Source organism: Phyllobacterium sp. A18/5-2 (assembly GCF_025452215.1).
GTDB classification, from domain to species: Bacteria; Pseudomonadota; Alphaproteobacteria; order Rhizobiales; family Rhizobiaceae; genus Phyllobacterium; species Phyllobacterium sophorae.
In genome coordinates, this window is record NZ_CP104966.1 from 2,231,976 (window position 1) to 2,255,894 (window position 23,919).

Consider the following 23,919-nt stretch of genomic DNA (forward strand, 5'->3'; position numbering starts at 1 on the left):
ACCCATTGTTGAAATGGAGCGGTGACATGGAAAAAGATCTGTTCAGAGGCAGTGTCGAAATGACTGCCGCCATGATCATTTCAGGGACAATCGGCTGGTTCGTACTGATGTCCGGTCAGCCGGTTTTGTCCGTCGTCTTCTGGCGCTGCGCCATTGGAGCCGTCACGCTGCTCGCGGTCTGTGCAGCGTTGGGCCTGCTGCGGCCAGATGTCATCTCGCGCAAGCTTTTCGGCCTTGCCGTCATTGGCGGCGTCGCGATCGTGCTGAACTGGGTGCTGCTCTTTGCTGCCTATTCCCGCGCATCCATCGCCATCGCCACGACGGTCTACAATGTCCAGCCGTTCATGCTGGTTGGCTTGGGCGCATTAATTTTCAAGGAGAAGCTCACGGCCACCAAGCTGTTCTGGCTTGGCTTTGCCTTTGCCGGCATGCTCCTGATCGTGCAGGCCAAGCCTGGTGGTGCTTATAGCGGCTCGGACTACATGACCGGTATTGCATTGTCGCTCGGTGCTGCCTTCCTCTATGCGATCGCCTCCATCGTTGCGAAGCGCCTGAAGGGTACGCCGCCGCACCTTATCGCGCTTATCCAGGTCTGCGTCGGTATTATCATGCTCGTGCCGCTTGCCGACTTCACGAGCCTGCCGCAAAGCACAGGCCAGTGGGCAAGTATTGTAACGATTGGTGTGGTTCACACCGGCTTGATGTATATCCTGCTCTACAGCGCAATCCAAAGGCTGCCGACGCACATTACCGGCTCCCTGTCCTTCATCTATCCAATCGCTGCCATTATGGTGGACTACATTACGTTCGGACATGCGTTGCAGCCGAGCCAGTTGGTCGGTTCCGCCGCTATCCTGATCGCCGCTGCCGGCACCAGCCTCGGCTGGACATTCCGCAGATCAGTCCCCGCCGATATCAGGGCCTGACTACAAGCGGATGAGCGGATCATAGCCCGCTCTCAAGGCCCGAACGGTCGAAGGCGGCGTAAGCAGCGAGACATTCATGGGGGGTGTCTGCGATGGTGCATAGCCTTCCCATGACCAAAGATGCGTCTCGCCCTCCATGACTACATAGGCAGTGTCGCCGCTGGCAACCATGGTGCCATCTGGTAAATCAGCGATCGAACCTTCGATATGATGATGCCGTTTGCCGCCTTTGGCGTCGATCCGCTCACCATGCAGGACTTTATCTATCGCTGGAGCCGATAAAGCAGCGGTTGTATTTCCTTCCGCCCAGGCCGCCTGAAAGGATTTTGCCCGTTGCCGCTGGCAATAGAAGCAGGGCCGGTGCCCCGCCGCCAGCGCCGCCGCTTCGTCAAAGAAGAACAGTTCGGTCCAGCTGCGGCGAGCCATCACGTCCCGCCGCACATCTTTGAATTCACACACGCAGATAATCCAGGCTCGGGTCGTCCAGCGTCTTTTCAGCAAGGTCCGGGTTGCCGGATCGTGAATGATGCCGCGATTGCCCATCAGCAAACCGCGCTGAGGAACTGCGACAATATCGCCAAAGGGCGTGACACGGTTTTGCAGGGGCATTTGACGGCTTCCGACTCTTGGGGGCCCATGCTATCCGAGAATCCCAGTCATTGCGATCAGTCAGGCAGGCTTCATGCGCGTTCTCGTCGTTCAGAACTATCAGCATACCGGGTTAGGACAGGTTGGCCACGCACTGGACGAGGCGGGCGCTATGGTTGATCTGCGTCAAGCCTATCTTGGAGAAGCTCTGCCCGCCGATGCCTCTGATCATGAAGCGCTGGTCGTCCTCGGCGGCGATCAGAATGCCCTTGCCGACGACGACTATCCCTACCTTCCCGCATTGGCGCGGCTCATCAAGCGGTTCGGCGATTCCAACAAGGCCGTACTCGGCATTTGTCTCGGCAGCCAACTGGTCGCGCGCGGCTACGGTGGGCACAATATTATTGGCCGGCCGACTGAATTCGGCTGGCATGAGGTAACGTGTAGGGTTGAGGCTGTGTCAGATCCCGTTCTCTCGTCAGTCCCCCAGCAATTTCCGATCTTTCACTGGCATAGTGATACGTTCTCGTTGCCCGACGGTGCAGTTCACCTCGCGTCCAGTGCCATGACAGCAAACCAGGCTTTTCGTATCGGCCGCGCTGTCTACGGCATCCAGTTTCACTTCGAAGCCGACACAAGGCTCGTGCAAGAGTGGACGCATGTCTTCCATGATCAGATCGCAACAAATCATGCGCAATGGCTGGATGACTTCGAAGCTCATGCCGGCCGTCATGGAACCGCTGCAGATGCGGCTGGCCTGGAGCTTGCTCGCGCGTGGGTCAAGTTGATCGCGTGACTCCGCGATTCAGTTGCAACTCTGCAACAGCCCAATTCTGAGTTAGATCCCCCCGCCACGATTCATGTGGAGCGTGTCTTTGATTCACTAGTTGGTAATGTTCGTGTCCTGTAGTGGCCGCACTGGTTAACTGGCATGAAGCCAGGCCAAGACAAACGATGGAAACGACCAAATGACCACCAAGAGTGCTGCACTTTTGACCGCCGTAATGCTCTCAGCCATTCTCTTCATGGGCGCAGGGCTGTTCTCGGTCGATGCCGGTGGACATGCGGTTTCCAGCGACGGCTACGGCGTCAGCACGGCTTCACGCTGAGGTCAGTTCTACACGCTCACTTCCAGGAAAAACTTGTTTCCTGCGTCGATCGCAATCGCGCTGAGCCTGCCACTGGCATAGGCGCCGGTGTCGAGATTGACCCGGTTCGTCCTGACTTCCACGTCGCTGACAGGCGTGTGGCCATGGACGATGATTTTGGGGTGAAGATGTGGATTTTCCAGAAATTCCCATCTGATCCAGATCAAATCTTCGGGGTCCTGATGGTCAAGGTCGACGCCAGGCCGGATCCCGGCGTGGCAAAAGAAAAAGTCACCAAAAACCATTGATCGCTGCAAACCGCGCAGGAATTGGACGTGCGACTGTGGAATTGCATCGGCCAGCGCCTTCCGTCCCGCTGCGACAGAACCCGGGTCTTCGAAATCGATATTAATGCCATAGGAAAGCGCTGTTTGACGCCCGCCATTACGCGCAAAAAGCCCGTAGCCGTCGCCTGTAGCAAGAAACTCGAGTAAACCAACGTCGTGATTTCCCGCGAGCGTCAACATTCGGTGTGTCTTCTTCTGTAGCTTGACCAATAGATCGAGCACGCCCTTTGAATCGGGGCCCCGGTCGACATAGTCGCCGAGGTGGACAACGACCCAGTCAAACGGCGGAGATTTTTCATTCTCAACCAGAATGCGCCGGTGCATCGCCTGCAATAGATCCAGCCGGCCATGCACATCGCCAATCGCATAGACCCGCAACTTGTCCGGACCGCGCGCATGTTTGAAGTCGACGGTGTTCATTTCGAGTTCAACTCCCGCTGATTGCGCCGCAGCCGGGAGACGTCCTGCCAGGCGCTGCTGCGCACCGCTTCTCTTTGTGCCTGCTCTATGAAGTCGATGTGTTCGCGTGCGGCTGTACGCGCTCCTGCCGGGTCCGACGCCATGATCGCATCGAATATCGCCCGGTGTTGTGCAAGGAGCTTGGCGCGTGCACCGGGAAATCCATAAATTACCGTACGGTTGTAGAAGACGTCATCGGCCAGCAGCCGGTAGCACGAGCGCAGCGTATGTAACAGGATGATATTGTGCGCGCACTCGCCGATGGCATTGTGCAACTCCACATCGAGTTCCGCTTCCCTTTTGAAGTCATCGGTCTCGTAAGCCTGCTCCATCGCCGCCATGATGCGGTGGAGCAAAAGCCGGTCATCCTCGGTGGCACGCTGGGCCGCATAGTCGGCCGCGATGCTTTCGATTTCGCGGCGATATTCGAGATAATCCGCCGCCGCCTTGCGGTGGCTGGAGATGAGGTCCATCATCGGCTTGGAAAACACCTCGCCAATGACATCAGCGACAAAGGTTCCGCCGCCATGGCGAGTCGTGAGCAGGCCCTTGGCTTCCAGTGTTTTGAGCGCGCTGCGCAGGATAGGTCGCGAAACATCGAACTGAGCGGAGAGATCACGCTCTCCCGGCAGACGGTCGCCAACGCGCAGCACTCCTTCAAGGATGAGCGTCTCGATCTGGCTGACAATGTCAGTAGCCGTGCGCGTAGACTGGATGCGGGCGAAGATGGGGCTGCTGCTCATGGATGATCTCGATCCGCAGAAAACACTTGCAGTCATATCGTACCGGCAAAGAACGAAACTGGTCAATTAAATGATCCAATTTCTGAAGGGATCGTGGTCCTATTTGCCGCAGCCTTTGGTATGAGAAACGGTTGAAAGCGCAGCTCAATCCGTTCACGATCCCGTGACAGCCGATCAGCGAAGAAAAGACCGGTCAGGGGACGATGGGGAAGAGATTGAAGCCAGTAACAGCGCTTGCGAGCGCTGCGCCGAGCCCAGGTGGTGTCATGGGATTTCCCGCGCATGCGGAGCGCGCCATTGCGCTTGGCGAAGTACATGCGCGACCCTACCCCTTGGTGGATACGCCGCGCCTGTTGATCCAGCTCGCCTTCATGACCGAAGGCGGATCGAGCGTCGATCACGCTGTACTGGGAGAACTCAGTCGCAGTATTGGCATTGCGCCGCCGGCCCGCGACGCCCGGCACCACATCATGCCGTGGGGCAATGGCACATTACGCTGGGAGCGGCATACGGAGTTCTCGACCTACCTTTGGGAAGGTCCGGTACCGCGTAACAACAATGCTGCCCAGCATCCTTTCGGACACGGTTTCAACCCACCCGGCACGGTGATTGACGGCGTGCGGCTGGAGATCATCAAGAAGGATCGAAATGCGCTCGCGTTGGTTTCGGAATTCGATCCTGCGAGCCTGTGCTACAGCGATGTCGAGAACGGCTTGGCCTCGATCGTTACTGACTTCCGGCAGGACCGCGATGGTATGACGCGCATCCTGATTCTCGACAATGGCCTGTCGCCCGCTCGTGCCGGAGCGTTATCGCAACGCGTCATCGAGATCGAAACCTACCGGACGCTCGCCATGCTTGGCTTGCCGCTGGCACATTCGCTTTCGCCGCGAGATCCGGCGGATCGAAGACCGGCTAGCCGGCCTTACCAACGAAATGCGCGATTCGACTTCAGACAGCCACAAATTGCTTGATGAACTGACCTCCCTTGCGGCGGAACTGGAAGCCGACGCGGCGTCCAGCCTGTATCGCTTTGGTGCGAGCCGAGCTTATAACGGCATCGTCCAGGAGCGTTTGGCCGCACTGCAGGAAGAGCCGGTAACGGGATATGAAACGTGGGGAGCATTCATCCAGCGGCGCATGGCACCGGCCATGCGGACCTGCCGTTCGGTCAGTGGACGCCAGGAGAGCCTTTCAGAAAAGCTCTCCCGCGCCGCGACATTGCTGCGCACATCCGTCGATGTGGAGCTTGAACGCCAGAACCGTGACCTGCTCAGTTCAATGGACAAGCGTGCGCAATTGCAGTTGCGATTGCAGCGTACGGTCGAAGGGCTCTCGGTTGCAGCGATCTCCTATTATGTCGTTGGGCTGTTCTACTATCTCGCCAAGGGTGCGGAAACTTATATTCCCGAACTGCATGCCTCTGTGCTGACGGCGATCTTTGTTCCCATCGCCATTCTGGCCATGTGGTACGTCGTCAAGGCCATACGCAAATCCCACGCGGACGATTGATCAATTCCGATCCCAAGGCGGGATTGGTCCGTAAAGCGCCGCGAGATAGTCGATGAAGAGCCGTACTTTCGCCGGCAGGTACTGCCGCGAGGGATACACGGCATAGATCGCGATGTTGCGTGACGCCGCGTAATCTCCAAGAACTCTCACAAGCAAGCCTGCTGCGAGTTCCGGCCCGATATCCCAGGTTGAGCGCAAAGCAATACCCAGTCCGCCGAGCACGGCTTCCCGCACCACCTCGCTGGAGTTCGTCAGGAGCGGACCAGCCGGGCGCCAACTGACGGCACCATAGGGCCCGACAAGCCGCCATGGATCGCCGTTGTGGGCAGCAAGGCAGACGTGATTCTCTAGATCGGAAAAAGATCTCGGTGTCCCATGTTCTGCGACATAGCGCGGTGCTGCTACAAGGAAGCGCTCTACGGGCGCGAGCTTGCGCGCCACGAGACTTGAATCTGATAGTTCGGCAATGCGGATGGCAAGGTCGTAACCCTCGCCGACAATATCGACGAATTCGTCGGCAAGCACGAGATTGACTGAAAGGTCGGGATTTGCTCGCATGAATGGCTCGAGATGCGGAGCAATATGCATACGCCCAAATGTCGTCGGCACGGCGACCTTCAGCAGCCCGTGCGCTTGCTCCGAGCGGCGCGAGACGAAGGCCTCTGCTTCCTCGACCCCTGACAGGATCGCCAGCACGCGCTGGTAATACCCCTGACCGGTTTCCGTCAGGGCGATCTGCCTTGTCGTGCGCTGCAGAAGCCGAGTACCCAGCCGCTCTTCGAGACGCCGCAACCGCTTGGAAACGACAGCGGGAGAAAGTCCAAGCTCCCGTCCTGCCGCCGACATGCTCCCGGCAGAAACCACGCGCGCAAAAATTTCCATATCGTTGAACTCGCTCATGCGCGCACTCTTCCGGCGGTCCATGATAAGGTCAAGTGCAAAGACGGGCGTGCGAAGAAACGCATCTTTACAAGACTGAAGCGCAAGAGGTAAACATAGTTTACCAGTGGTGCGAGGGAGTACGAGATTAGATGGCCGGATTGCTCATGCCGAAAGCCGATAACGCGACCATGTCTCGCCGTGCAGAGATTGTTGCGGCATTGCAAGCCATCGTGCCGGGCGAAGGCGTGGTTGATGTCACCAACGAAATGCGCGCCTTCGAATCCGATGCCCTTACGGCCTATCGCCAGCTGCCCCTGGTCGTCGTCCTGCCGCAAACGGTGGCGCAGGTATCACGAGTCCTCAAATATTGCTACGAAAACAATGTGAAAGTCGTCCCTCGCGGCTCCGGAACGTCATTGTCAGGCGGGGCTTTGCCCTTGGAAGATGCGGTGTTGCTGGTCCTGTCGCGCTTCAACCGGATCCTCGAAATCGACTATCCAAACCGTGTTGCCGTGGTGCAGCCGGGCGTGACAAATCTCGGCATCACCAAGGCAGTCGAGCATGAAGGCTTTTACTACGCGCCGGATCCGTCGTCGCAGATCGCCTGCTCGATTGGAGGTAACGTGGCGGAAAATTCCGGCGGCGTGCATTGCCTCAAATATGGTCTCACTGCCAATAACGTGCTCGGCCTCGAAATGGTGCTGATCACCGGCGAAGTTGTGCGGCTCGGTGGAAAGCATCTTGATTCCGAAGGTTATGACCTTCTCGGCCTGATGACCGGTTCGGAAGGGCTGCTTGGAGTTGTCACGGAAGTGACCGTGCGCATCCTGCAGAAGCCGACGAGTGCGCGCGCGCTGATGGTGGGTTTTCCAACGAGCGAAGAAGCTGGTCAATGCGTCGCCGATGTCATCGCGGCTGGCATCATTCCGGGCGGCATGGAGATGATGGACCGCCCTGCCATTCACGCTGCCGAGGACTTCGTCCATGCGGGATACCCCCTCGATGTGGAAGCCCTGCTGATCATCGAACTGGATGGTCCCGTGGTCGAAGTTGATCACTTGATCAGTATGGTTGAGACAATCGGACGGAAAAATGGTGCAACGACCTGCGTGGTGTCGCAAAGCGAAGAGGAGCGCATGGCATTCTGGGCAGGGCGCAAGGCGGCCTTTCCGGCAGTCGGGCGCATTTCGCCAGACTACCTGTGCATGGACGGAACGATCCCGCGAAAAGAGCTGCCGAAAGTGCTGGCGGGCATGCGCGAACTGTCAGAGAAATATGGCTTGCGCGTTGCCAATGTCTTCCATGCTGGCGATGGCAATCTGCATCCGCTCATCCTCTACGATGCGAATATACCGGAAGAGCTGCATAAGGCCGAGGATTTTGGCGCCGATATCTTGCGGCTCTGCGTCAAGGTCGGCGGTGTATTGACGGGAGAACATGGCGTCGGTGTGGAAAAGCGCGACCTGATGCCGGAGATGTTCAACGAAACCGATCTCAAGCAGCAGATCAGGGTCAAATGCGCTTTCGATGACAAGCACTTGCTCAATCCCGGCAAGGTATTTCCGCAATTGCACCGCTGCGCTGAACTTGGCCGTATGCACGTGCATCATGGTCAGGTGCCGTTTCCTGACATTCCGAGATTCTAGGCGTGACCACATTCAATCCTCACGCCGAAGGCGAGATCGTCGAAGCTGTCCAATGGGCGGTTGCAGAGCAGGCGCCTGTCGAAATCGTTGGTCAGGGCTCCAAGCGGGATCTCGGCCGCCCTTTACAGACCGAGCATACAATTATGCTCTCGGGTTATTCGGGCGTGACGTTGTACGAGCCAGACGAATTGGTCCTTGGCGCCAGGGCAGGTACGCCGATCGCCGAACTGGAAGCATTGCTTGCGGCCAATGGCCAGGCATTCCAGTTCGAGCCGATGGATTATGGCCCGCTGTTGGGAAAGCTTGCGGGGCAGGGCAGCCTCGGCGGCCTCCTGGCGACCAATTTGTGTGGACCGCGTAGCCTGAAGTCCGGTTCCGCCCGTGATCATGTGCTGGGCGTGCGCGTGGTGTCGGGACGTGGCGAACTGTTCAAATCCGGCGGCCGTGTCGTCAAGAATGTCACGGGCTATGATTTGTCGAAGGGGATGGCCAATTCCTGGGGGACACTCGGCATCGCCACGGAAATAACGTTCAAGGTCCTCCCTGCTCCGGAGACCGAGACGACGCTTGTCATTCGCGGTCTTGCCGACGATGAAGCAGGCCGCGCCATGGCGATTGCCATGGGTTCAAGCGGCGAGGTGGCATCTGCGGCGCATTTGCCAATCAATGTTGCAGGGCGGGTCCTCGACGGAGCGCTGAATGGGGAGGCTTCGACCGTGCTGCGCCTTGAGGGGTTCGCGCCCTCCGTCGCTGATCGAGTGGCAATGTTGAAGGGCCTTCTGGCGTCTGCCGGGACGATTGATACCATTTCCGGCGAAAGATCCCGCAAGCTCTGGCAGGAAATCCGTGACGTCGTCCCGTTTGCCGACGGCACCGAGCGCCCGGTGTGGCGGGTTTCCATGGTGCCGATGGAAGCCTACAAGCTTGTCGCCTCCCTCCGCATGGGAGCCGCTGTCGATGCCTATTACGATTGGCAGGGCGGCCTCGTCTGGTTGCGCATGGAAGGTGAGCCAGAAGCAGAAGCCGTACGTGCGCTGGTCCGCAAATATGGTGGCGGTCATGCAACTTTGGTGCGCGCGCCGACGAGCATACGGGCAGCGCTGCCGGTATTCGAACCGCAGCCAGCGTCCCTGGCCGCCCTTTCCAAGCGGCTGAAGCAGCAGTTCGATCCGAGCGGAATATTGAACCCGGGCCGCATGGTCGCAGGAGTATAGACGTGCAGACAAACTTTACCCCCGAGCAGTTGCTGGACCCCGGCGTCGCAGAGTCGGAAAAGATTCTGCGCAAATGTGTGCATTGCGGCTTCTGTACCGCCACTTGCCCGACCTACGTTACGTTGGGCAATGAGCTCGACAGCCCGCGGGGCCGCATCTATCTCATCAAGGATATGCTGGAAAATGGCCGCGCGGCGGATGAGCAGATCGTCAAGCACATCGATCGCTGTCTGTCGTGCCTCGCCTGCATGACAACCTGTCCTTCGGGTGTCAACTACATGCACCTCGTGGATAACGCCCGTGCCCACATCGAGAAGACCTACAAGCGCCCGGTCATCAACCGGCTGACCCGCGCGCTGCTTGCTCTTGTCCTGCCCTATCCCGGCCGTTTTCGTTTCGCCCTCAGTGTTGCAAGACTTGGCCGTCCCTTCGCTCCACTGTTCAGATCCGTGCCGGCGTTGAAGCCGATGGCCGCAATGCTCGAGCTTGCGCCCAAGTCCGTTCCCGCGAAATCGCGCTTTGCCCGGCCCGGTTCGCATGCATCTCAGATAGCGAAAAAAGGCAGGGTTGCAATTCTTACTGGCTGCGCCCAGCCGGTGTTGAAGCCAGGCATCAACGAGGCAACGATCCGGCTTTTGACACGGCTTGGCATCGAAGTCGTCGTACCAGGGGGCGAGGGTTGCTGCGGTTCGCTGGTGCACCATATGGGCCGCGAGGAAGAAGCACTCCACGAGGCCCGCCGCAATGTGGACGTCTGGATGCGTGAACTCGATGCGGGCGGTCTCGATGCGATCGTGGTAACGGCGTCGGGGTGCGGCACGACGATCAAGGATTACGGCTACATGCTGCGGCTCGATCCCGACTATAAGGACAAGGCAGCACGTGTTTCCGCACTGGCCAGGGACATCACCGAATATCTGGCAATGCTCGACCTGCCGGCGCCAAAGCAACCGGCGGGCCTCACCGTTGCCTACCACTCCGCCTGTTCGATGCAGCACGGGCAGAAGATCACGCGCCAGCCGAAGGATTTGCTTAAAGCGGCAGGTTTCATCGTCAAGGAGCCCGCTGAGGGTCATCTTTGCTGTGGTTCGGCCGGTACCTACAACATCATGCAGGCAGAGATTGCGCGTACGCTTCGTGACCGCAAGGTGAAGAACATTGAAGCTACAGGAGCCACCCTCATCGCTACCGGCAACATTGGCTGTATCACCCAGATCGCCAGCGGTTCGAAGCTGCCGATTGTGCATACCGTGGAGTTGCTCGACTGGGCCTATGGCGGCCCCAAGCCGGAAGGTATCGCCGCACCAGCGTTCTTGCAGGCGGAATAAAAGAGGGCAGCGGTTCCGAGGGAACCGCTGCCCAGTTCCCGGCACCGCCCCCGGTGCCGGCCCCCAGAACTGCTATCTCACAATAACCTTGGTACCGACATTGACGCGCTCGTAGAGGTCCGTGACGTCTTCGTTGCGCATGCGAATGCAGCCACTGGATACGGCATGGCCAATGGTCCAGGGAGCATTGGTGCCGTGAATGCGATACAGGGTCGAGCCGAGATAAAGCGCGCGTGCACCAAGAGGATTGGCGATACCGCCTTCCATATGCGCTGGTATGATGCGCCCCTTCTGTCGCTCGCGTTCTATCATCGATGCGGGTGGATTCCAGTCGGGCCATTCGGCCTTGCGGCTGATCGTATTGGTGCCGGACCAGCCAAAACCTTCCTTGCCCACACCGACTCCATAGCGTTGGGCCGTTCCGCCGGCTTCAACCAGGAAAAGGAAACGTTGTGACGTATCGATAACGATGGTGCCAGGCTTCTCGGGGCCGTCATAGGCAACTGTCTGCGGCAGGAATTCAGGGTCCATCGCCCGCTTCTTCGGCTGCCGGTCGTTCGCGGGCGATTCGGGGCGCTGGAATGACACTTCGCGAACTGCCGGATTTCCGGCTGCTGGGGCAACTTTACGATTGCGCTGCTTGGTATATCCGCGTGCAGGAGGCTCGCTGAAAACCACATAATTGCGCGGATTGACCGGCGAGCCCACTGGCCTTGCGCGCAGCTGCATCACCCAAGGTGCCGAGAGATCCGGGCTCATGACAACTGGCGGGCGTGTTGCGTAGCGTTCACTCGCCATCGCCCCGGTGGCAATGCCGGCCGTTAGGCAGGATGTCAGTAGCAAATATGCAATTCTCATCGGGTCTTTTCTCTAGGCGTGCAAACTCTGCTGACAGGTCTTGTCAGTTTTCGGATTGAGTTTGCCTGCGCTCAGGTAGAAAAAAGTGAATCGCGATCAATAAAATGCGATTCTTTGCGGAAACCATTTGGTGTGGTTACCGGCAGGTTTTCAAAACTGGTTAACATTCGAAAAAGGCAGGCGAAATGCAAGACGATACCCCGGTCAAGACTGGCCTGATCACCGGCGAGGATGGCGACATCAGGTGCTTCTGGCCCGGAACATTGCCTGAATATGTTCACTATCACGATCATGAGTGGGGCAGGCCCGTCACCGACGACACCCGGCTTTTCGAGAAGATTTGCCTCGAGGGATTTCAATCCGGCCTTTCCTGGCTGACCATCTTGCGCAAGCGCCAGAACTTCCGCGAAGCCTTTGATGGTTTCGATTATCATCGTATCGCGCGCTATGGCGAGAAGGATGTGGAGCGGCTGCTGGGCAATGCAGGTATCATCCGCCATCGCGGCAAGATCAATTCCGCGATCAACAACGCCAAGCGCGCCATTGAACTCGTCAAGGAAACGGGATCACTCGCTGCCTATTTCTGGCAGTTTGAGCCACCGGCAGACGAGCGCCCCAAGATTGTCGACTATCCCACCCTCATTGCAAACCCGACATCACCAACCTCGATCCGCCTGTCCAAGGACCTGAAGAAGCGTGGCTGGACCTTTGTTGGTCCGACGACGATGTATGCGCACATGCAGGCGATGGGCCTTGTCAATGATCACATTGAAGGTTGCAAGTGCCGCCAGGAGATCGAGAGGCTGCGAGCCAGGTTCAAGAGACCGGTTCCGGCTTCATAGAGTCGCGTATCCTTTGTCAGGGTCATCAATCCTTGCCCTTGAAGCGTTGATAGTCTAGAGCAAACGCGCTCCGGCAATCGCTAGAATTTCAAAGGTTTGGATCATCATCATGGCAACAAAGGCAGACAGGGTAAAAGCGCGGCTGCCGCGCGGTTTCGTGGACCGTGCGCCCGATGATCTGCGCGCCGCCGAAAAGATGATGGCGCAGATCCGCAAGGTCTACGAACTTTATGGCTTCGAGCCCGTCGAAACTCCGCTGATCGAATATACCGATGCGCTCGGCAAGTTCCTGCCGGATCAGGATCGTCCCAACGAAGGCGTGTTCTCGTTTCAGGACGATGACGAGCAGTGGTTGTCGTTGCGCTACGATCTGACCGCGCCGCTGGCACGCTATGTCGCCGAGAATTTCGAGAGTATTCCAAAGCCCTATCGCAGCTATCGTGCCGGCTGGGTGTTCCGCAATGAGAAGCCGGGCCCGGGCCGTTTCCGCCAGTTCATGCAGTTCGACGCCGATACGGTCGGTGCGCCTTCTGTCTCGGCGGACGCGGAAATGTGCATGATGATGGCCGATGTCATGGAGGCATTGGGCATCAAGCGCGGTGACTATGTGATCCGCGTTAACAACCGCAAGGTTCTCGACGGGGTGCTGGAGGCAATCGGCCTCGGCGGCGACGAGAATGTTGGCCGAAGGCTGACGGTGCTCAGGGCAATCGACAAGCTCGACAAATTCGGCCCACAAGGCGTGCGCCTGCTGCTTGGCGCCGGCCGGTGGGATGGCGGTAAGGAAGGTGAGGGCGATTTCACGAAGGGTGCGGGGCTCGACGAAGAATCCATTGATACGATCATGCTCCTTTTCACGCACGCGAGCGACCGTGCACCCGACTTTTTTATGCAAATGTCTCCCGATGAAGTGATGCAGGATGATGCATTGCTGCAAGGCGGCCAGAGTTCACAACCCTTAGTCATCGCCAATCCCCGCTTTCTTGACGTCTATGAGGAGCGGTTCCCACAAGCTGTCGCTTTTCCAAGAGGGGTTGAACGAACTTCGCCAAATCAGCAGCCTCGTGAGAGCAGCGGGCTATGGGACACAGCGCATCAGGATTACAACCTCGGTCGTACGTGGTCTGGAATATTACACTGGTCCGGTCTTCGAAGCCGAACTCACCTTCGACGTCACGAATGAAAAGGGCGAGAAAGTTGTCTTCGGCTCGGTTGGCGGTGGCGGGCGTTATGACGGCCTGGTCTCGCGCTTCCGCGGCGAACCGGTTCCGGCAACCGGATTTTCGATCGGCGTTTCGCGCCTGATGACCGCCCTGAAGAACCTCGGCAAGCTCGACACTTCCGACAACATCGGCCCTGTCGTCGTTCTGGTCATGGACCGTGATACAGTAAGCCTCGGCCGCTACCAGAGGATGGTCTCGGATCTGCGTCAGGCCGGTATTCGCGCCGAAATGTATCTCGGCGGTTCGGGCATGAAGCCGCAGATGAAATATGCTGATCGCCGTGGCGCACCCTGCGTCATCATTCAGGGGTCGCAGGAACGCGACAACGGCGAAGTTCAGATCAAGGACCTGATCGAAGGCGCACGCCTTTCGGCTGAGATCGAGGACAATGTCACGTGGCGTGAAAGCCGTCCGGCGCAGGTCACCGCCAAGGAAGGCGATCTCGTGGCCGAGGTGCGCAAGATACTCGAGGCGCAGGCCGAAGATCGTGCCAACGCATCGAAGGGTCAGTAGTTTCCGATGACCGCTTCACGCGCCCCTGCTTTTTCTGGCGAACTTGCCGCGCTTATCGCTGGGCGGGATGCGGAGCTTGTCGATATTCCGGTCATCCAGCCGGCAGACCAGTTTCTGGACATGGCCGGTGAAGACCTGCGCCGCCGGATTTTTCTGACCGAGAACGAAAACGGCCAGAGCCTGTGCCTCAGGCCCGAATTTACCATTCCCGTTTGCCGAAATCATATCGAACGCAACGCCGCGACGCCGAAACGCTATGCCTACCTCGGTGAGGTGTTCCGCCAGCGCCGCGAGGGCGGCAACGAGTTCTTTCAGGCCGGGATCGAGGATCTTGGCGATGCCAACCGGGCCCGTGCCGATGCGCGTTCGCTTGCCGATGCCTTGGCTGCCATCCGGCTTGTTGCGCCGCACGCGGAACTGGAAACCCTGCTCGGTGACCAGGCAATTTTTGAGGCAGTGCTGGCAGCACTTGGCTTGCCGCGCGGCTGGCAGAAGAAGCTTGCACGCGCCTTCGGCAATCCTGGGCAATTGAAAGGTTTGCTTGAAGACCTTTCCTCCGATCGCCAAAATGGCGCGCTGCCGGATCGTCTTGCAGTGCTCGTGGCAAAGGGCGACGAAGCCGGTTTGGCGGCTGAGTTGGAACAGGATATGCAAATCGCGGGGATTTCGCCTGGTGCTGGTCGCGCGCCGATAGAAATTGCGCGTCGGCTGATCGAGAAATCAACGCTCGCTTCGGTAAAGTTGCCGGCCAAGGCATTCTCGGCGTTGGAAACCTTTCTTGCCATTCGCGTGCCGCTGCAATCTGCCGCGGGCCAATTGCTCAGCTTCGCGCGTTCGAACGAATTCGACCTCGGCCCTGCACTTGAACAATTCGAGGCGCGCGCGGCCTCTGTTATCGAGGCGGGAATCGGGCACGAGACGATCATCTATGATGCCGCATTCGGCCGCCCGCTCGACTATTATACCGGGCTGGTCTACGAGACCCGTGCGCTGAAATACGCCGGCACAGGCGCTATTGTCGGCGGCGGCCGCTATGATCGTCTGTTGACGATGCTCGGCGCCGTAGGGTCCATTCCGGGTGTCGGATTTTCGATCTGGCTCGACCGGCTCGAGCAAATTGCCGAGAGTGTTTCAGGAGATGCGCAATGACCATCACCTTGGCGCTTCCCTCCAAAGGCCGCCTCAAGGAAAAGGCCCTCGAAGTCCTTGAAAACGCGGGCTTGAGCGTAATCCTGCCGAAAGATCAGCGCAGCTACCGGGCGCAGGTCAAAGGCGAAAGTCAGATCGATATCCTGTTTCTCTCGGCATCCGAGATTGCTCGCGAGCTTGGCTATGGCAGCGTTGATCTTGGCGTGACAGGTGAAGATCTCATCCGCGAAACGCTGTCGTCTGCCGATGAGCGGGTGCAAGTCGAAGCCCGCCTCGGCTTTGGCCATGCGGATGTTGTCGTTGCCGTGCCGGACGTCTGGTATGACGTGTCGACAATGGCCGATCTCGATGACGTCGCCGCGGATTTCCGCCAGCGCCATGGCCGCCGTCTGCGCATTGCCACGAAATACTGGCGGTTGACCCAGCAGTTCTTCTCGCAAATGCATGGAATCCAGGTCTATCGCATAGTCGAGAGCCTCGGCGCGACCGAGGGCGCTCCTGCTTCAGGTTCCGCTGATATCATTGTGGATATCACCTCGACCGGATCGACTTTGCACGCCAACCATCTCAAGGTTCTGGATGATGGCGTGATCCTCAAATCGCAGGCGTGCCTGGTTTCGTCGCGCGGCACCACCGACGCCAATGCTGTTGAGGAACTATCTCAGCGCATTAAGGCGGCTCTGGCCGGCTGATCCTATCAACTCTGCGTGATTTAGAGCGAGTTCTGTAACCTTTCCAGCGATCCATACGTATTTCCCAGCAGAAGACCGAATATGATCGGTATAGTAACGCTAGGAGTTCAGTCATGATGACACGTCGAACGCTTTTTGGCGGTGCGATAGCGGGGCTCGGCGCATTCGTCGCGACACGATTTGCTGGCGCACCAGTCGCGCGTGCGGCAGGCCCGTTCGAAATCAAGCATACGGATGCGGAGTGGAAGAAACTCCTGACCGCCGAACAATATTACGTGCTGCGCGAGGAGGGGACGGAGGCCCCGTTCACCAGCCCGCTCAATCACGAAAAGCGTAAAGGCATTTTTGCCTGCGCCGGCTGCGACCTCCCACTTTTTGATTCAGATACGAAATTCGAAAGCGGCACCGGCTGGCCGAGTTTCTGGATGCCGATCAAGGGCGCGGTAAACGAGATTCCCGACCCTTCCTTCGGTATGACGCGTACAGCGGTCGAATGCCATCGCTGCGGTGGCCATCTCGGTCATGTCTTCGATGACGGGCCAAAGCCGACTGGCCTGCGCTACTGCATGAATGGCGTCGCGTTGACATTCAAACCGGCAGCTGCCTGAGATAGCAAAGGACCCAGATCCATGAAAGTTTATCATTTCCTGCTCGCTGCGACGATCTTGATTTCTCCCGGATGCGCGCTTGCTGGCGAAACTGTCACCATGGTTCCGCCACCTGCGGTCGATCAGACGGCCTCCGCGAAGCCTGAGACCATCGTCCTTGCCGGTGGCTGCTTCTGGGGCGTCCAAGGGGTCTACCAGCACATGAAGGGTGTAACGAGCGCTGTCTCCGGTTATTCGGGCGGCAAGAAGGAAACCGCAAATTATGAACTTGTGAGCAACGGCGACACCGGACATGCGGAGTCGGTGGAAGTAACCTTTGATCCGAAAGTCGTCAGCCTTGGCAAGATACTGCAAGTCTATTTTTCCGTGGTGCACAATCCCACGGAGTTGAATCGGCAGGGACCGGATTCCGGCACACAGTATCGCTCGGCGGTTTTCACGACCAGCAGCGAGCAGGAGAAGATTACGAGAGCCTATATCGCTCAGCTCGACAAGGCCAAGGTCTACTCGGGTCCGATCGTTACGAAGGTTTCATCGCTGGAAGAATTCTACCCCGCCGAAGCCTACCACCAGGATTATGCGACGATCCATCCTTCGCAGCCTTACATCGCTTACTACGATCTCCCGAAGATCGAAAACCTGAGCAAATTATTCCCGCAGGATTACCGCGACAACCCTGTGCTGGTCAGTGAGAACAAAGCGTCGAACTGAGACAACGCAACAAAAAAGGCCGCTCGAAGCGGCCTTTTTCTTGTTCAGTATCGGATCGATCAGCCGCGCTTGGCGTCGATAGATAGTGCGCCTGCCCCATGCTGAGCCAGCACAAAAAAACCGCCGGCAATCGCGAGGTTCTTGTAGAAGTTTATCTGGTTCGCCTGATCCCAGGGAACCAGATGACCGACGAGGGCAGCGCCGATCGTGAACAAACCGAGCAGGACTGCGGCGTAGCGAGTCTGGAAGCCAACCAGAACGGCGAGACCGCCAAGAAGTTCAACCAGGCCGACTATAACGGCAGTGATTGTTGGCAGTGGGAGCCCCTTGGAGGCGAAATAGCCCGCTGTGCCGCCAATAGCTGTGAGCTTGGCGAAACCAGCGGGAATGAACAGGATCGAAAGCAGGATGCGGCTGACAAGCGTAACAATAGCATTGTTGGACATTAGGAAACTTCTCCGGGGTTTGTCGTTACAGCCCAATATCTAGATTCGATTGTCAAGCAAAGCCACCATTTTCTCGACAGATTGTTCACAGTAAAATGATATTCGATTCCTACTCTGGTGCGATCATACGTTCTGGACGAACAAGGCGGTCATAATCTTCAGCCGAGACGTGACCGCTGGCGAGGGCCTCTTCACGCAAGGTCGTGCCGTTCTTGTGGGCAGTCTTGGCAATCTTTGCCGCATTGTCATAGCCAATCGCCGGCGCCAGTGCTGTGACGAGCATCAGCGAGCGCTCAAGCAGGTCCTTGATGCGGGCTTCATCAGCTTCGATGCCTTCGACACAGTTGTCTGCGAAGGAGACCATGGAATCCGAGAGCAGGCGGATCGACTGAAGAACGTTCAGCGCAATGACCGGCTTGAACACGTTGAGTTCGAAGTGGCCCTGGCTGGCAGCGACAGTGACCGTTGTTTGATTGCCGAAAACTTGCGCCGCGACCATGGTCAGCGCTTCGGCCTGCGTCGGGTTGACCTTGCCCGGCATGATCGACGAGCCGGGCTCGTTTTCCGGTAGTTTCAATTCGCCGAGACCGGAACGCGGACCAGAACCGAGGAAGCGGATGTCATTGGCGATCTTGAACAGGTCCGTTGCCAGTGCATTGAGGCTGCCATGGAAGTTAGCCAGGGCGCCATGGCTCGCGAGTGCCTCGAACTTGTTTGGGGCGGTCTTGAACGGCAGGCCGGTAATATCGGAAACCGCTTCGGCAAAACCTGTTTCAAAGCCGACAGGCGCATTGAGGCCGGTCCCAACGGCCGTACCCCCTGTGCCAGCAGGAAGACGTCGGCAAGGCTCTGCTCGATGCGTTTGCGCGCGAATTCCAGCGCCGCGCGATAGCCCGAAAATTCCTGACCGAGTGTAACGGGCGTTGCATCTTGCGTGTGGGTTCGGCCGATCTTGATGATGTCGGCAAATGCCTTTTCCTTCTTCGCCAACGCGGCAGTCAGATGGTCCAGCGCGGGATAGAGCCGTTCGGTTGCCTCCACGGCCGTGGCGATATGGATCGCAGTCGGAAACGTGTCGTTGGAGGACTGGCTCATGTTGACGTGATCGTTTGGATGAACCGGCTTCTTCGAGCCCTTGGTTCCGCCGAGCATTTCAATGGCGCGGTTGGAAATGACCTCATTCGCATTCATGTTCGACTGTGTGCCCGAGCCCGTCTGCCAGACAACCAGCGGGAAATGCTCGTCGAGCTTACCTTCGATGACTTCTTCCGCAGCGACGGTGATGGCGCGGCCAAGCACTTCGTCGAGCTTCCCGAGTGCCATGTTGGTTTCCGCAGCGGCTCGCTTGGCAATGCCAAGGGCGCGCACGAGCGGGATCGGCATCCTCTCGCCGCCGATCCTGAAATTATGCAGCGAGCGTTCCGTCTGTGCGCCCCAATACTTGTCCGAAGCGACTTCGATGGGTCCAAAAGTATCTGTTTCGGTACGGGTAGAGCTCATCGTGTATTTTTCCTGTTGGGAGTTGGCGCAAGCACTACTGCGAAGCTCCGCGAGAGGCAAGGTTCGAGAGTGGAATGCCGACCTGGAATTCACGCGGGTTTGGGATAAAATCGATTAAAGGCAAAAAGCCACTTGAGGCGCCCCGCACATGTGCGCAACGGCTAGCGCCCTATTCGCAAGACTGCCTTGGTCATTTGAAAGTACGCATGCGAGTGACATTATCTGACTAATTTCCTGGTTCGTGCTAATTTTGAATTGAAAGTTTGATGTGTGGGGAGGACATCATGGCAACACATGAAGCGCGAACCCTTCAGATTTCCATTGGCCGCAATTGGCGTGATGTCTATGACTACGCCAGTGTTCCGGAACACCTGCCAGAATGGGCGTCAGGCCTTACATCCGGCTTGCAGAAATCCGGTGACGAATGGCTGGCCGATAGTCCCTCTGGCAAGCTTCGATTGCGGTTCGCACCTGATAACAAGTTTGGTGTTCTCGATCATTGGGTGACCACAGAAACGGGTGAGGAAGTCTATATTCCGCTGCGGGCGGTTGCCAATGGTGACAGCTGCGAGGTCACCTTCACCCTGTTTCGCCTGCCGGGCATGGACGATGAGAAATTCACTGCCGATGCCGCGTGGGTGAAGCGAGATCTGCAGAAGCTCAAGGATCTGCTCGAAGCACAACTCATAGAGTGAGAAAAGATATGGCAAGTTCAGGCAAAGACAAACGTATCGACTATATCGAATTCAATGTGAGTGATATTGGGCGCGCGCGCCGCTTCTATGGCGATGCCTTCGGCTGGACCTTCACTGATTACGGCCCCAGCTATTGCGAATTTTCCGATGGTGGTCTTAAGGGCGGCTTTACGTCAGAAGGCGAAGTCCGATCGGGCGGCCCGCTGGTCATCCTCTTTGCCGATAATCTTGCAGATGCATTGAAGCGAGTCGAGAAAGCGGGCGGAAAAATCCTGAAACCCGTATTCAGTTTCCCCGGCGGCCGGCGCTTTCATTTCGCCGACCCCGATGGATATGAGCTTGCGGTCTGGTCAGATAAATAGGATCCAGATCAGGACGCCAGTGTCAGCATGTAAGCGTCGTATTTCTTCAGAAACTCGCGTAACAGCTGCGGATACTCGACCGTTACTGCGGTTTGCACGCTAGGCCGCGCCGCAAGTGCCTTGCGCCATGCGCGAACTTTGGGATAGTTCGCAAACACCCCAAGGTCGCTGATCTCATCGAACGTATCAAAATACCGGAAGGCGGGCGCGAAGACCGCATCGACCAGGCTGAAATTGGCGCCCGCAAAAAAGGGGCCATCGCCGAGTTCGTCTTCTACACGCCCGAATTTGTCGATGAGAGCCTTGCGCTTTTCTTCGAAGACACGCACATCCCTGGTCGTTTCCAGCCCCCATATCTCGGAGAGAATGGAGGAGCCATATTCCATCCAGCCGCGATGGCGGGCACGCGTCAGGGCGTCTTGCGGGTGCAAGCGCGGTCCGGGTTGAGACTCATCGATATATTCGGCAATGACCGAGCTCTCGAAGAGAATTGCGTCGCTGCCATCCGGCCGGGGAACTTGCAGCAGCGGTACCTTTCCAAGCGGCGAAACTTTTAGGAACCAGTCGGGCTTCGTCTGCAGGTCAATGTAAATTTTCTCGAATGGAACGCCTTTTTCGGCAAGGGCTATAGCTGCGCGTTGCACATAGGGGCAAAGAGGATGGCTGATGAGGGTGAGGGAAGACAAGGCATGGTTCTCCGGATGATGGCCGCAAATGAAACGAGCGGCAGCCGAAGCCGCCGCCCTTCCGAGAATCAGGCTGCGCGAGCAGCTCTCAAAGCATTCGCCCACCAGACAAGCTGGGCGAGCTGGTTGTCGGCTGCCTCATTGAGATGCGCATAATCTCCAAGTTTCTTCTCGCCTTTAACGACGGTCAGATATTCGGGATAAGAGATATGAACCCCGGTCTTGACCGACGCCGAGCCCATTTCAACGAAGATCAGACGAAGCTGTTCCACTGCACGGGCACCGCCCACGCCGCCATAGCCGACAAAGCCGACGGGACGTTGCGAGAACTCACCAAGATCGATGGCGTTCTTCAACACGGCGGTCGGGCCGTGATTGTACTCGGCGACGGTCACGACGAAGCCATCGAATTCCCGCAGCTTTTTCTTCCACCGCTCCGCGGTTTCGTTTTGCTCCGTCGTGGTACGCTCTTCAGCAAAGAAATGCATCGGATAGTCAAGAAGATCGACGATCTCCACCTCGACATCGTCACGCTTGCCGGCAACCTCAGCGATCCATTTGGCAGGAAATTCGGCGAAACGGCCGATACGTGTGCTGCCAATAATGATACCGATTTTAGCTTTAGCCATTTCATGAATCCTTCATCTTGGGGGATGGTAACTATTTGTGACCGGCGCTATATAAGTGACTGTTCGAAACGGTCGCAAGGAGGCACTTTTTTGAAACCAGATCACTTCGAAGTAACCCCTGCATGTGCGGCGGTTCACCATCTCCTCGCACGCGTCGGCGACAAATGGACGGTGATGGTCGTCAAGTATCTCGGCAATGGGTCGATGCGATTCAACGAGCTGAAGCGGACAATCAATGGTATCTCTCAAAAGATGCTGACGAGTACGTTGCGTGGTCTTGAACGCGACGGATTTGTGACCCGGACAGTTTATCCGACCATTCCGCCACGTGTGGATTACGAGCTGACGGATTTGGGACGCGATCTGCTGGTGCCGGTAAAAGCGCTTGGAGATTGGGCGATCAAAAACGAGCAGCGCGTCAGCGAAGCCCGCGCTCGATTCTGATGCAGCTAACGGCGGCAAGGAACCCCAGACTCCCTTCGCACAAGCTGCTGAATAGCTCCATTCGCCGGACGAATGAAAAAAGGCGGGTCGAAACCCGCCTTTTTCCATATGTCGTTGGGACAGGACTTCTTAGAAGTCCATGCCACCCATGCCGCCCATTCCGCCGCCTGGCATCTGGGGAGCGCCGCCATTGTCCTTCTTCGGAGCTTCGGCGATCATGGCTTCCGTCGTAACGAGAAGACCAGCAACCGATGCAGCATCCTGCAGGGCGGTGCGGACAACCTTGACCGGATCGACGATGCCGAGTGCGATCAGATCGCCATACTCGCCGTTGGCAGCGTTGTAACCGAAGGTTTCCTTCTTGTTGTCGAGGATCTTGCCGATAACGATCGAAGCTTCATCACCTGCGTTGGTTGCGATCTGACGGGCCGGAGCCTGCAGGGCGCGACGAACGATGTTGATACCTGCGTCCTGGTCGGCATTGGCGCCCTTGAGGGTAAGACCAGCCGAAGCGCGCAGGAGGGCAACGCCACCGCCAGGAACGATACCTTCTTCAACAGCCGCACGGGTTGCGTTGAGGGCGTCGTCGACGCGGTCCTTCTTTTCCTTCACTTCAACTTCCGTTGCACCGCCAACGCGGATAACGGCAACACCGCCAGCGAGCTTGGCAAGACGTTCCTGCAGCTTCTCGCGGTCGTAGTCGGAAGTGGTTTCTTCGATCTGCTGTTTGATCTGGCCGACGCGGGCGTTGATTTCGCCCTTCTTGCCATTGCCGTCAACGATCGTGGTGTTTTCCTTGGTGATCGACACCTTCTTGGCGCGGCCGAGCATGTCGAGCGTAACGCTTTCGAGCTTGATGCCGAGATCTTCGGAGATGACCTGACCGCCGGTGAGGATGGCGATGTCTTCGAGCATGGCCTTGCGGCGATCGCCGAAGCCAGGAGCCTTGACAGCAGCAATCTTCAGGCCGCCGCGCAGCTTGTTGACGACGAGCGTAGCAAGCGCTTCGCCTTCGACGTCTTCAGAGATGATGACGAGCGGCTTGGAGGTCTGAACGACAGCTTCAAGAACCGGCAGAAGAGCCTGGAGGTTCGAAAGCTTCTTCTCGTGGAGAAGGATGTAGGCGTCTTCGAGGTCAGCAACCATCTTTTCAGGGTTGGTCACGAAGTATGGCGACAGGTAGCCGCGGTCGAACTGCATGCCTTCGACAACTTCCAGCTCGGTGTCAGCGGTCTTGGCTTCTTCAACGGTGATAACACCTTCGTTGCCAACCTTCTGCATCGCCTTGGCGATCATTTCACCGATTTCGGATTCGCCATTGGCAGAGATCGTGCCGACCTGCGCAACTTCTTCCGAAGTCTTGATCTTCTTGGCGCTCTTGCCGAGCTGCTTGACGACTTCTGCAACAGCAAGATCGATGCCGCGCTTCAGATCCATCGGGTTCATGCCGGCAGCAACAGCCTTGCCGCCTTCCTGAACGATGGCCTGGGCAAGAACAGTAGCGGTCGTGGTGCCGTCGCCGGCAATGTCGTTCGTCTTCGAAGCGACTTCACGCACCATCTGTGCGCCCATGTTTTCGAACTTGTCTTCGAGTTCGATTTCCTTGGCAACAGTTACGCCGTCCTTGGTGATGCGCGGAGCGCCGAAGGACTTGTCGATGACAACGTTACGGCCTTTCGGGCCGAGCGTTACCTTGACAGCGTCTGCAAGGATATTGACGCCGCGCAGCATGCGCTCACGCGCGTCGCGGCCGAACTTTACTTCTTTGGAAGCCATTGTATCTCTCCTGGGGGTTATCCCGGTTTGATCTAAATTCGTTGGTGAAAGG

Annotated in this window: 23 protein-coding genes and 3 pseudogenes; 16 read left to right on the forward strand and 10 right to left on the reverse strand. The window is 57.7% G+C overall.

Annotated elements, in window-relative coordinates; translation table 11 throughout:
* The first annotated feature begins 26 nt into the window (after nt 1–26).
* Nucleotides 27–926, forward strand: coding sequence for a DMT family transporter (locus N8E89_RS11105; protein WP_262259900.1), 900 nt, complete (start codon nt 27–29; stop codon nt 924–926).
* On the opposite strand, the gene N8E89_RS11110 is transcribed toward N8E89_RS11105, so the two are convergent.
* On the reverse strand, nt 927–1,535 hold the full coding sequence (locus N8E89_RS11110; protein ID WP_106664377.1) for a hypothetical protein: 609 nt from the start codon (nt 1,533–1,535) through the stop codon (nt 927–929).
* Nucleotides 1,536–1,608: 73 nt separating this feature from the next.
* On the opposite strand from N8E89_RS11110, the gene N8E89_RS11115 reads away from it, so the two are divergent.
* Nucleotides 1,609–2,310 carry a type 1 glutamine amidotransferase gene (locus tag N8E89_RS11115; RefSeq protein WP_106664376.1) on the forward strand — a complete coding sequence of 234 codons (702 nt, stop codon included), beginning with the start codon at nt 1,609–1,611 and terminating at the stop codon, nt 2,308–2,310.
* Between the two features lie 172 nt (nt 2,311–2,482).
* Nucleotides 2,483–2,623, forward strand: coding sequence for a hypothetical protein (locus N8E89_RS11120; RefSeq protein WP_170117032.1), 141 nt, complete (start codon nt 2,483–2,485; stop codon nt 2,621–2,623).
* 8 nt (nt 2,624–2,631) lie between these two features.
* Here the strand turns inward: N8E89_RS11120 and N8E89_RS11125 are convergent, their stop codons facing one another.
* Nucleotides 2,632–3,369 (reverse strand): metallophosphoesterase family protein, encoded by a 738-nt coding sequence (locus N8E89_RS11125; protein WP_106664375.1) that lies wholly within the window; start codon nt 3,367–3,369, stop codon nt 2,632–2,634.
* The gene (locus N8E89_RS11130) at nt 3,366–4,151 is read right to left on the reverse strand and encodes a FadR/GntR family transcriptional regulator (protein WP_106664374.1); all 786 of its coding nucleotides are present in this window, start codon (nt 4,149–4,151) and stop codon (nt 3,366–3,368) included. The genes N8E89_RS11125 and N8E89_RS11130 overlap by 4 nt, the downstream gene beginning before the upstream one ends.
* A 203-nt stretch (nt 4,152–4,354) precedes the next feature.
* Here N8E89_RS11130 and N8E89_RS11135 point away from each other — a divergent pair.
* Nucleotides 4,355–5,663 (forward strand): annotated as a pseudogene (locus N8E89_RS11135) (DUF3422 family protein).
* On the opposite strand, the gene N8E89_RS11140 reads toward N8E89_RS11135, so the two are convergent.
* On the reverse strand, nt 5,664–6,563 hold the full coding sequence (locus tag N8E89_RS11140) for a LysR family transcriptional regulator (protein ID WP_106664373.1): 900 nt from the start codon (nt 6,561–6,563) through the stop codon (nt 5,664–5,666).
* A 131-nt stretch (nt 6,564–6,694) separates the two neighbouring features.
* On the opposite strand from N8E89_RS11140, the gene N8E89_RS11145 reads away from it, so the two are divergent.
* From N8E89_RS11145 to glcF, 3 genes are read left to right on the forward strand one after another with little or no spacing between them, the layout of a single operon-like run.
* Complete coding sequence (locus tag N8E89_RS11145) at nt 6,695–8,191, forward strand: FAD-linked oxidase C-terminal domain-containing protein (RefSeq protein WP_262259903.1); 1,497 nt, start codon at nt 6,695–6,697, stop codon at nt 8,189–8,191.
* Complete coding sequence (locus N8E89_RS11150) at nt 8,185–9,405, forward strand: FAD-binding protein (protein WP_410010371.1); 1,221 nt, start codon at nt 8,185–8,187, stop codon at nt 9,403–9,405. Before N8E89_RS11145 ends, N8E89_RS11150 begins: the two co-directional genes overlap by 7 nt.
* A 2-nt stretch (nt 9,406–9,407) precedes the next feature.
* Nucleotides 9,408–10,733 carry a glycolate oxidase subunit GlcF gene (gene glcF, locus N8E89_RS11155; protein WP_106664370.1) on the forward strand — a complete coding sequence of 442 codons (1,326 nt, stop codon included), beginning with the start codon at nt 9,408–9,410 and terminating at the stop codon, nt 10,731–10,733.
* A gap of 72 nt (nt 10,734–10,805) precedes the next feature.
* Here the strand turns inward: glcF and N8E89_RS11160 are convergent, their stop codons facing one another.
* A complete protein-coding gene (locus tag N8E89_RS11160; protein ID WP_106664369.1) occupies nt 10,806–11,591 on the reverse strand; it encodes a L,D-transpeptidase in 786 nt (261 codons plus the stop codon).
* 185 nt (nt 11,592–11,776) lie between these two features.
* Between N8E89_RS11160 and N8E89_RS11165 the strand changes: the two genes are divergently transcribed.
* The 6 genes and pseudogenes from N8E89_RS11165 to msrA all read left to right on the forward strand — a co-directional run bounded on the left by N8E89_RS11165 (nt 11,777) and on the right by msrA (nt 17,329).
* Nucleotides 11,777–12,433 (forward strand): DNA-3-methyladenine glycosylase I, encoded by a 657-nt coding sequence (locus N8E89_RS11165; RefSeq protein ID WP_106664368.1) that lies wholly within the window; start codon nt 11,777–11,779, stop codon nt 12,431–12,433.
* 109 nt (nt 12,434–12,542) lie between these two features.
* Nucleotides 12,543–14,169, forward strand: a pseudogene (gene hisS, locus N8E89_RS11170) (histidine--tRNA ligase).
* Between the two features lie 6 nt (nt 14,170–14,175).
* Nucleotides 14,176–15,318, forward strand: a complete 1,143-nt coding sequence (locus N8E89_RS11175; RefSeq protein ID WP_106664366.1) for an ATP phosphoribosyltransferase regulatory subunit — start codon at nt 14,176–14,178, stop codon at nt 15,316–15,318.
* Complete coding sequence (gene hisG, locus N8E89_RS11180; RefSeq protein WP_106664365.1) at nt 15,315–16,010, forward strand: ATP phosphoribosyltransferase; 696 nt, start codon at nt 15,315–15,317, stop codon at nt 16,008–16,010. The genes N8E89_RS11175 and hisG overlap by 4 nt, the downstream gene beginning before the upstream one ends.
* A gap of 113 nt (nt 16,011–16,123) precedes the next feature.
* On the forward strand, nt 16,124–16,618 hold the full coding sequence (gene msrB / locus N8E89_RS11185; RefSeq protein ID WP_106664364.1) for a peptide-methionine (R)-S-oxide reductase MsrB: 495 nt from the start codon (nt 16,124–16,126) through the stop codon (nt 16,616–16,618).
* Nucleotides 16,619–16,639: 21 nt separating this feature from the next.
* Nucleotides 16,640–17,329 carry a peptide-methionine (S)-S-oxide reductase MsrA gene (gene msrA, locus N8E89_RS11190; protein WP_106664363.1) on the forward strand — a complete coding sequence of 230 codons (690 nt, stop codon included), beginning with the start codon at nt 16,640–16,642 and terminating at the stop codon, nt 17,327–17,329.
* A gap of 59 nt (nt 17,330–17,388) precedes the next feature.
* Here msrA and N8E89_RS11195 read toward each other — a convergent pair whose 3' ends face one another.
* Together N8E89_RS11195 and fumC are read right to left on the reverse strand one after the other, a co-directional pair.
* Nucleotides 17,389–17,775, reverse strand: a complete 387-nt coding sequence (locus N8E89_RS11195) for a DoxX family protein (RefSeq protein ID WP_106664362.1) — start codon at nt 17,773–17,775, stop codon at nt 17,389–17,391.
* Nucleotides 17,776–17,884: 109 nt separating this feature from the next.
* A pseudogene (gene fumC, locus N8E89_RS11200) lies at nt 17,885–19,275 on the reverse strand (class II fumarate hydratase).
* 284 nt (nt 19,276–19,559) lie between these two features.
* Between fumC and N8E89_RS11205 the strand changes: the two are divergent.
* Nucleotides 19,560–19,970 (forward strand): SRPBCC family protein, encoded by a 411-nt coding sequence (locus N8E89_RS11205; protein ID WP_106664360.1) that lies wholly within the window; start codon nt 19,560–19,562, stop codon nt 19,968–19,970.
* A gap of 8 nt (nt 19,971–19,978) precedes the next feature.
* Nucleotides 19,979–20,332, forward strand: a complete 354-nt coding sequence (locus N8E89_RS11210) for a VOC family protein (protein ID WP_106664359.1) — start codon at nt 19,979–19,981, stop codon at nt 20,330–20,332.
* A gap of 8 nt (nt 20,333–20,340) precedes the next feature.
* Here the strand turns inward: N8E89_RS11210 and N8E89_RS11215 are convergent, their stop codons facing one another.
* Both N8E89_RS11215 and N8E89_RS11220 read right to left on the reverse strand, forming a co-directional pair.
* Nucleotides 20,341–21,018, reverse strand: coding sequence for a glutathione S-transferase family protein (locus tag N8E89_RS11215; protein WP_262259907.1), 678 nt, complete (start codon nt 21,016–21,018; stop codon nt 20,341–20,343).
* A 68-nt stretch (nt 21,019–21,086) separates the two neighbouring features.
* Nucleotides 21,087–21,647 carry an NADPH-dependent FMN reductase gene (locus N8E89_RS11220; RefSeq protein WP_106664357.1) on the reverse strand — a complete coding sequence of 187 codons (561 nt, stop codon included), beginning with the start codon at nt 21,645–21,647 and terminating at the stop codon, nt 21,087–21,089.
* Nucleotides 21,648–21,737: 90 nt separating this feature from the next.
* On the opposite strand from N8E89_RS11220, the gene N8E89_RS11225 reads away from it, so the two are divergent.
* On the forward strand, nt 21,738–22,091 hold the full coding sequence (locus N8E89_RS11225; RefSeq protein WP_262259910.1) for a winged helix-turn-helix transcriptional regulator: 354 nt from the start codon (nt 21,738–21,740) through the stop codon (nt 22,089–22,091).
* Between the two features lie 129 nt (nt 22,092–22,220).
* On the opposite strand, the gene groL is transcribed toward N8E89_RS11225, so the two are convergent.
* The gene (groL, locus tag N8E89_RS11230) at nt 22,221–23,867 is read right to left on the reverse strand and encodes a chaperonin GroEL (protein WP_106664355.1); all 1,647 of its coding nucleotides are present in this window, start codon (nt 23,865–23,867) and stop codon (nt 22,221–22,223) included.
* Between the last annotated feature and the right edge of the window lie 52 nt (nt 23,868–23,919).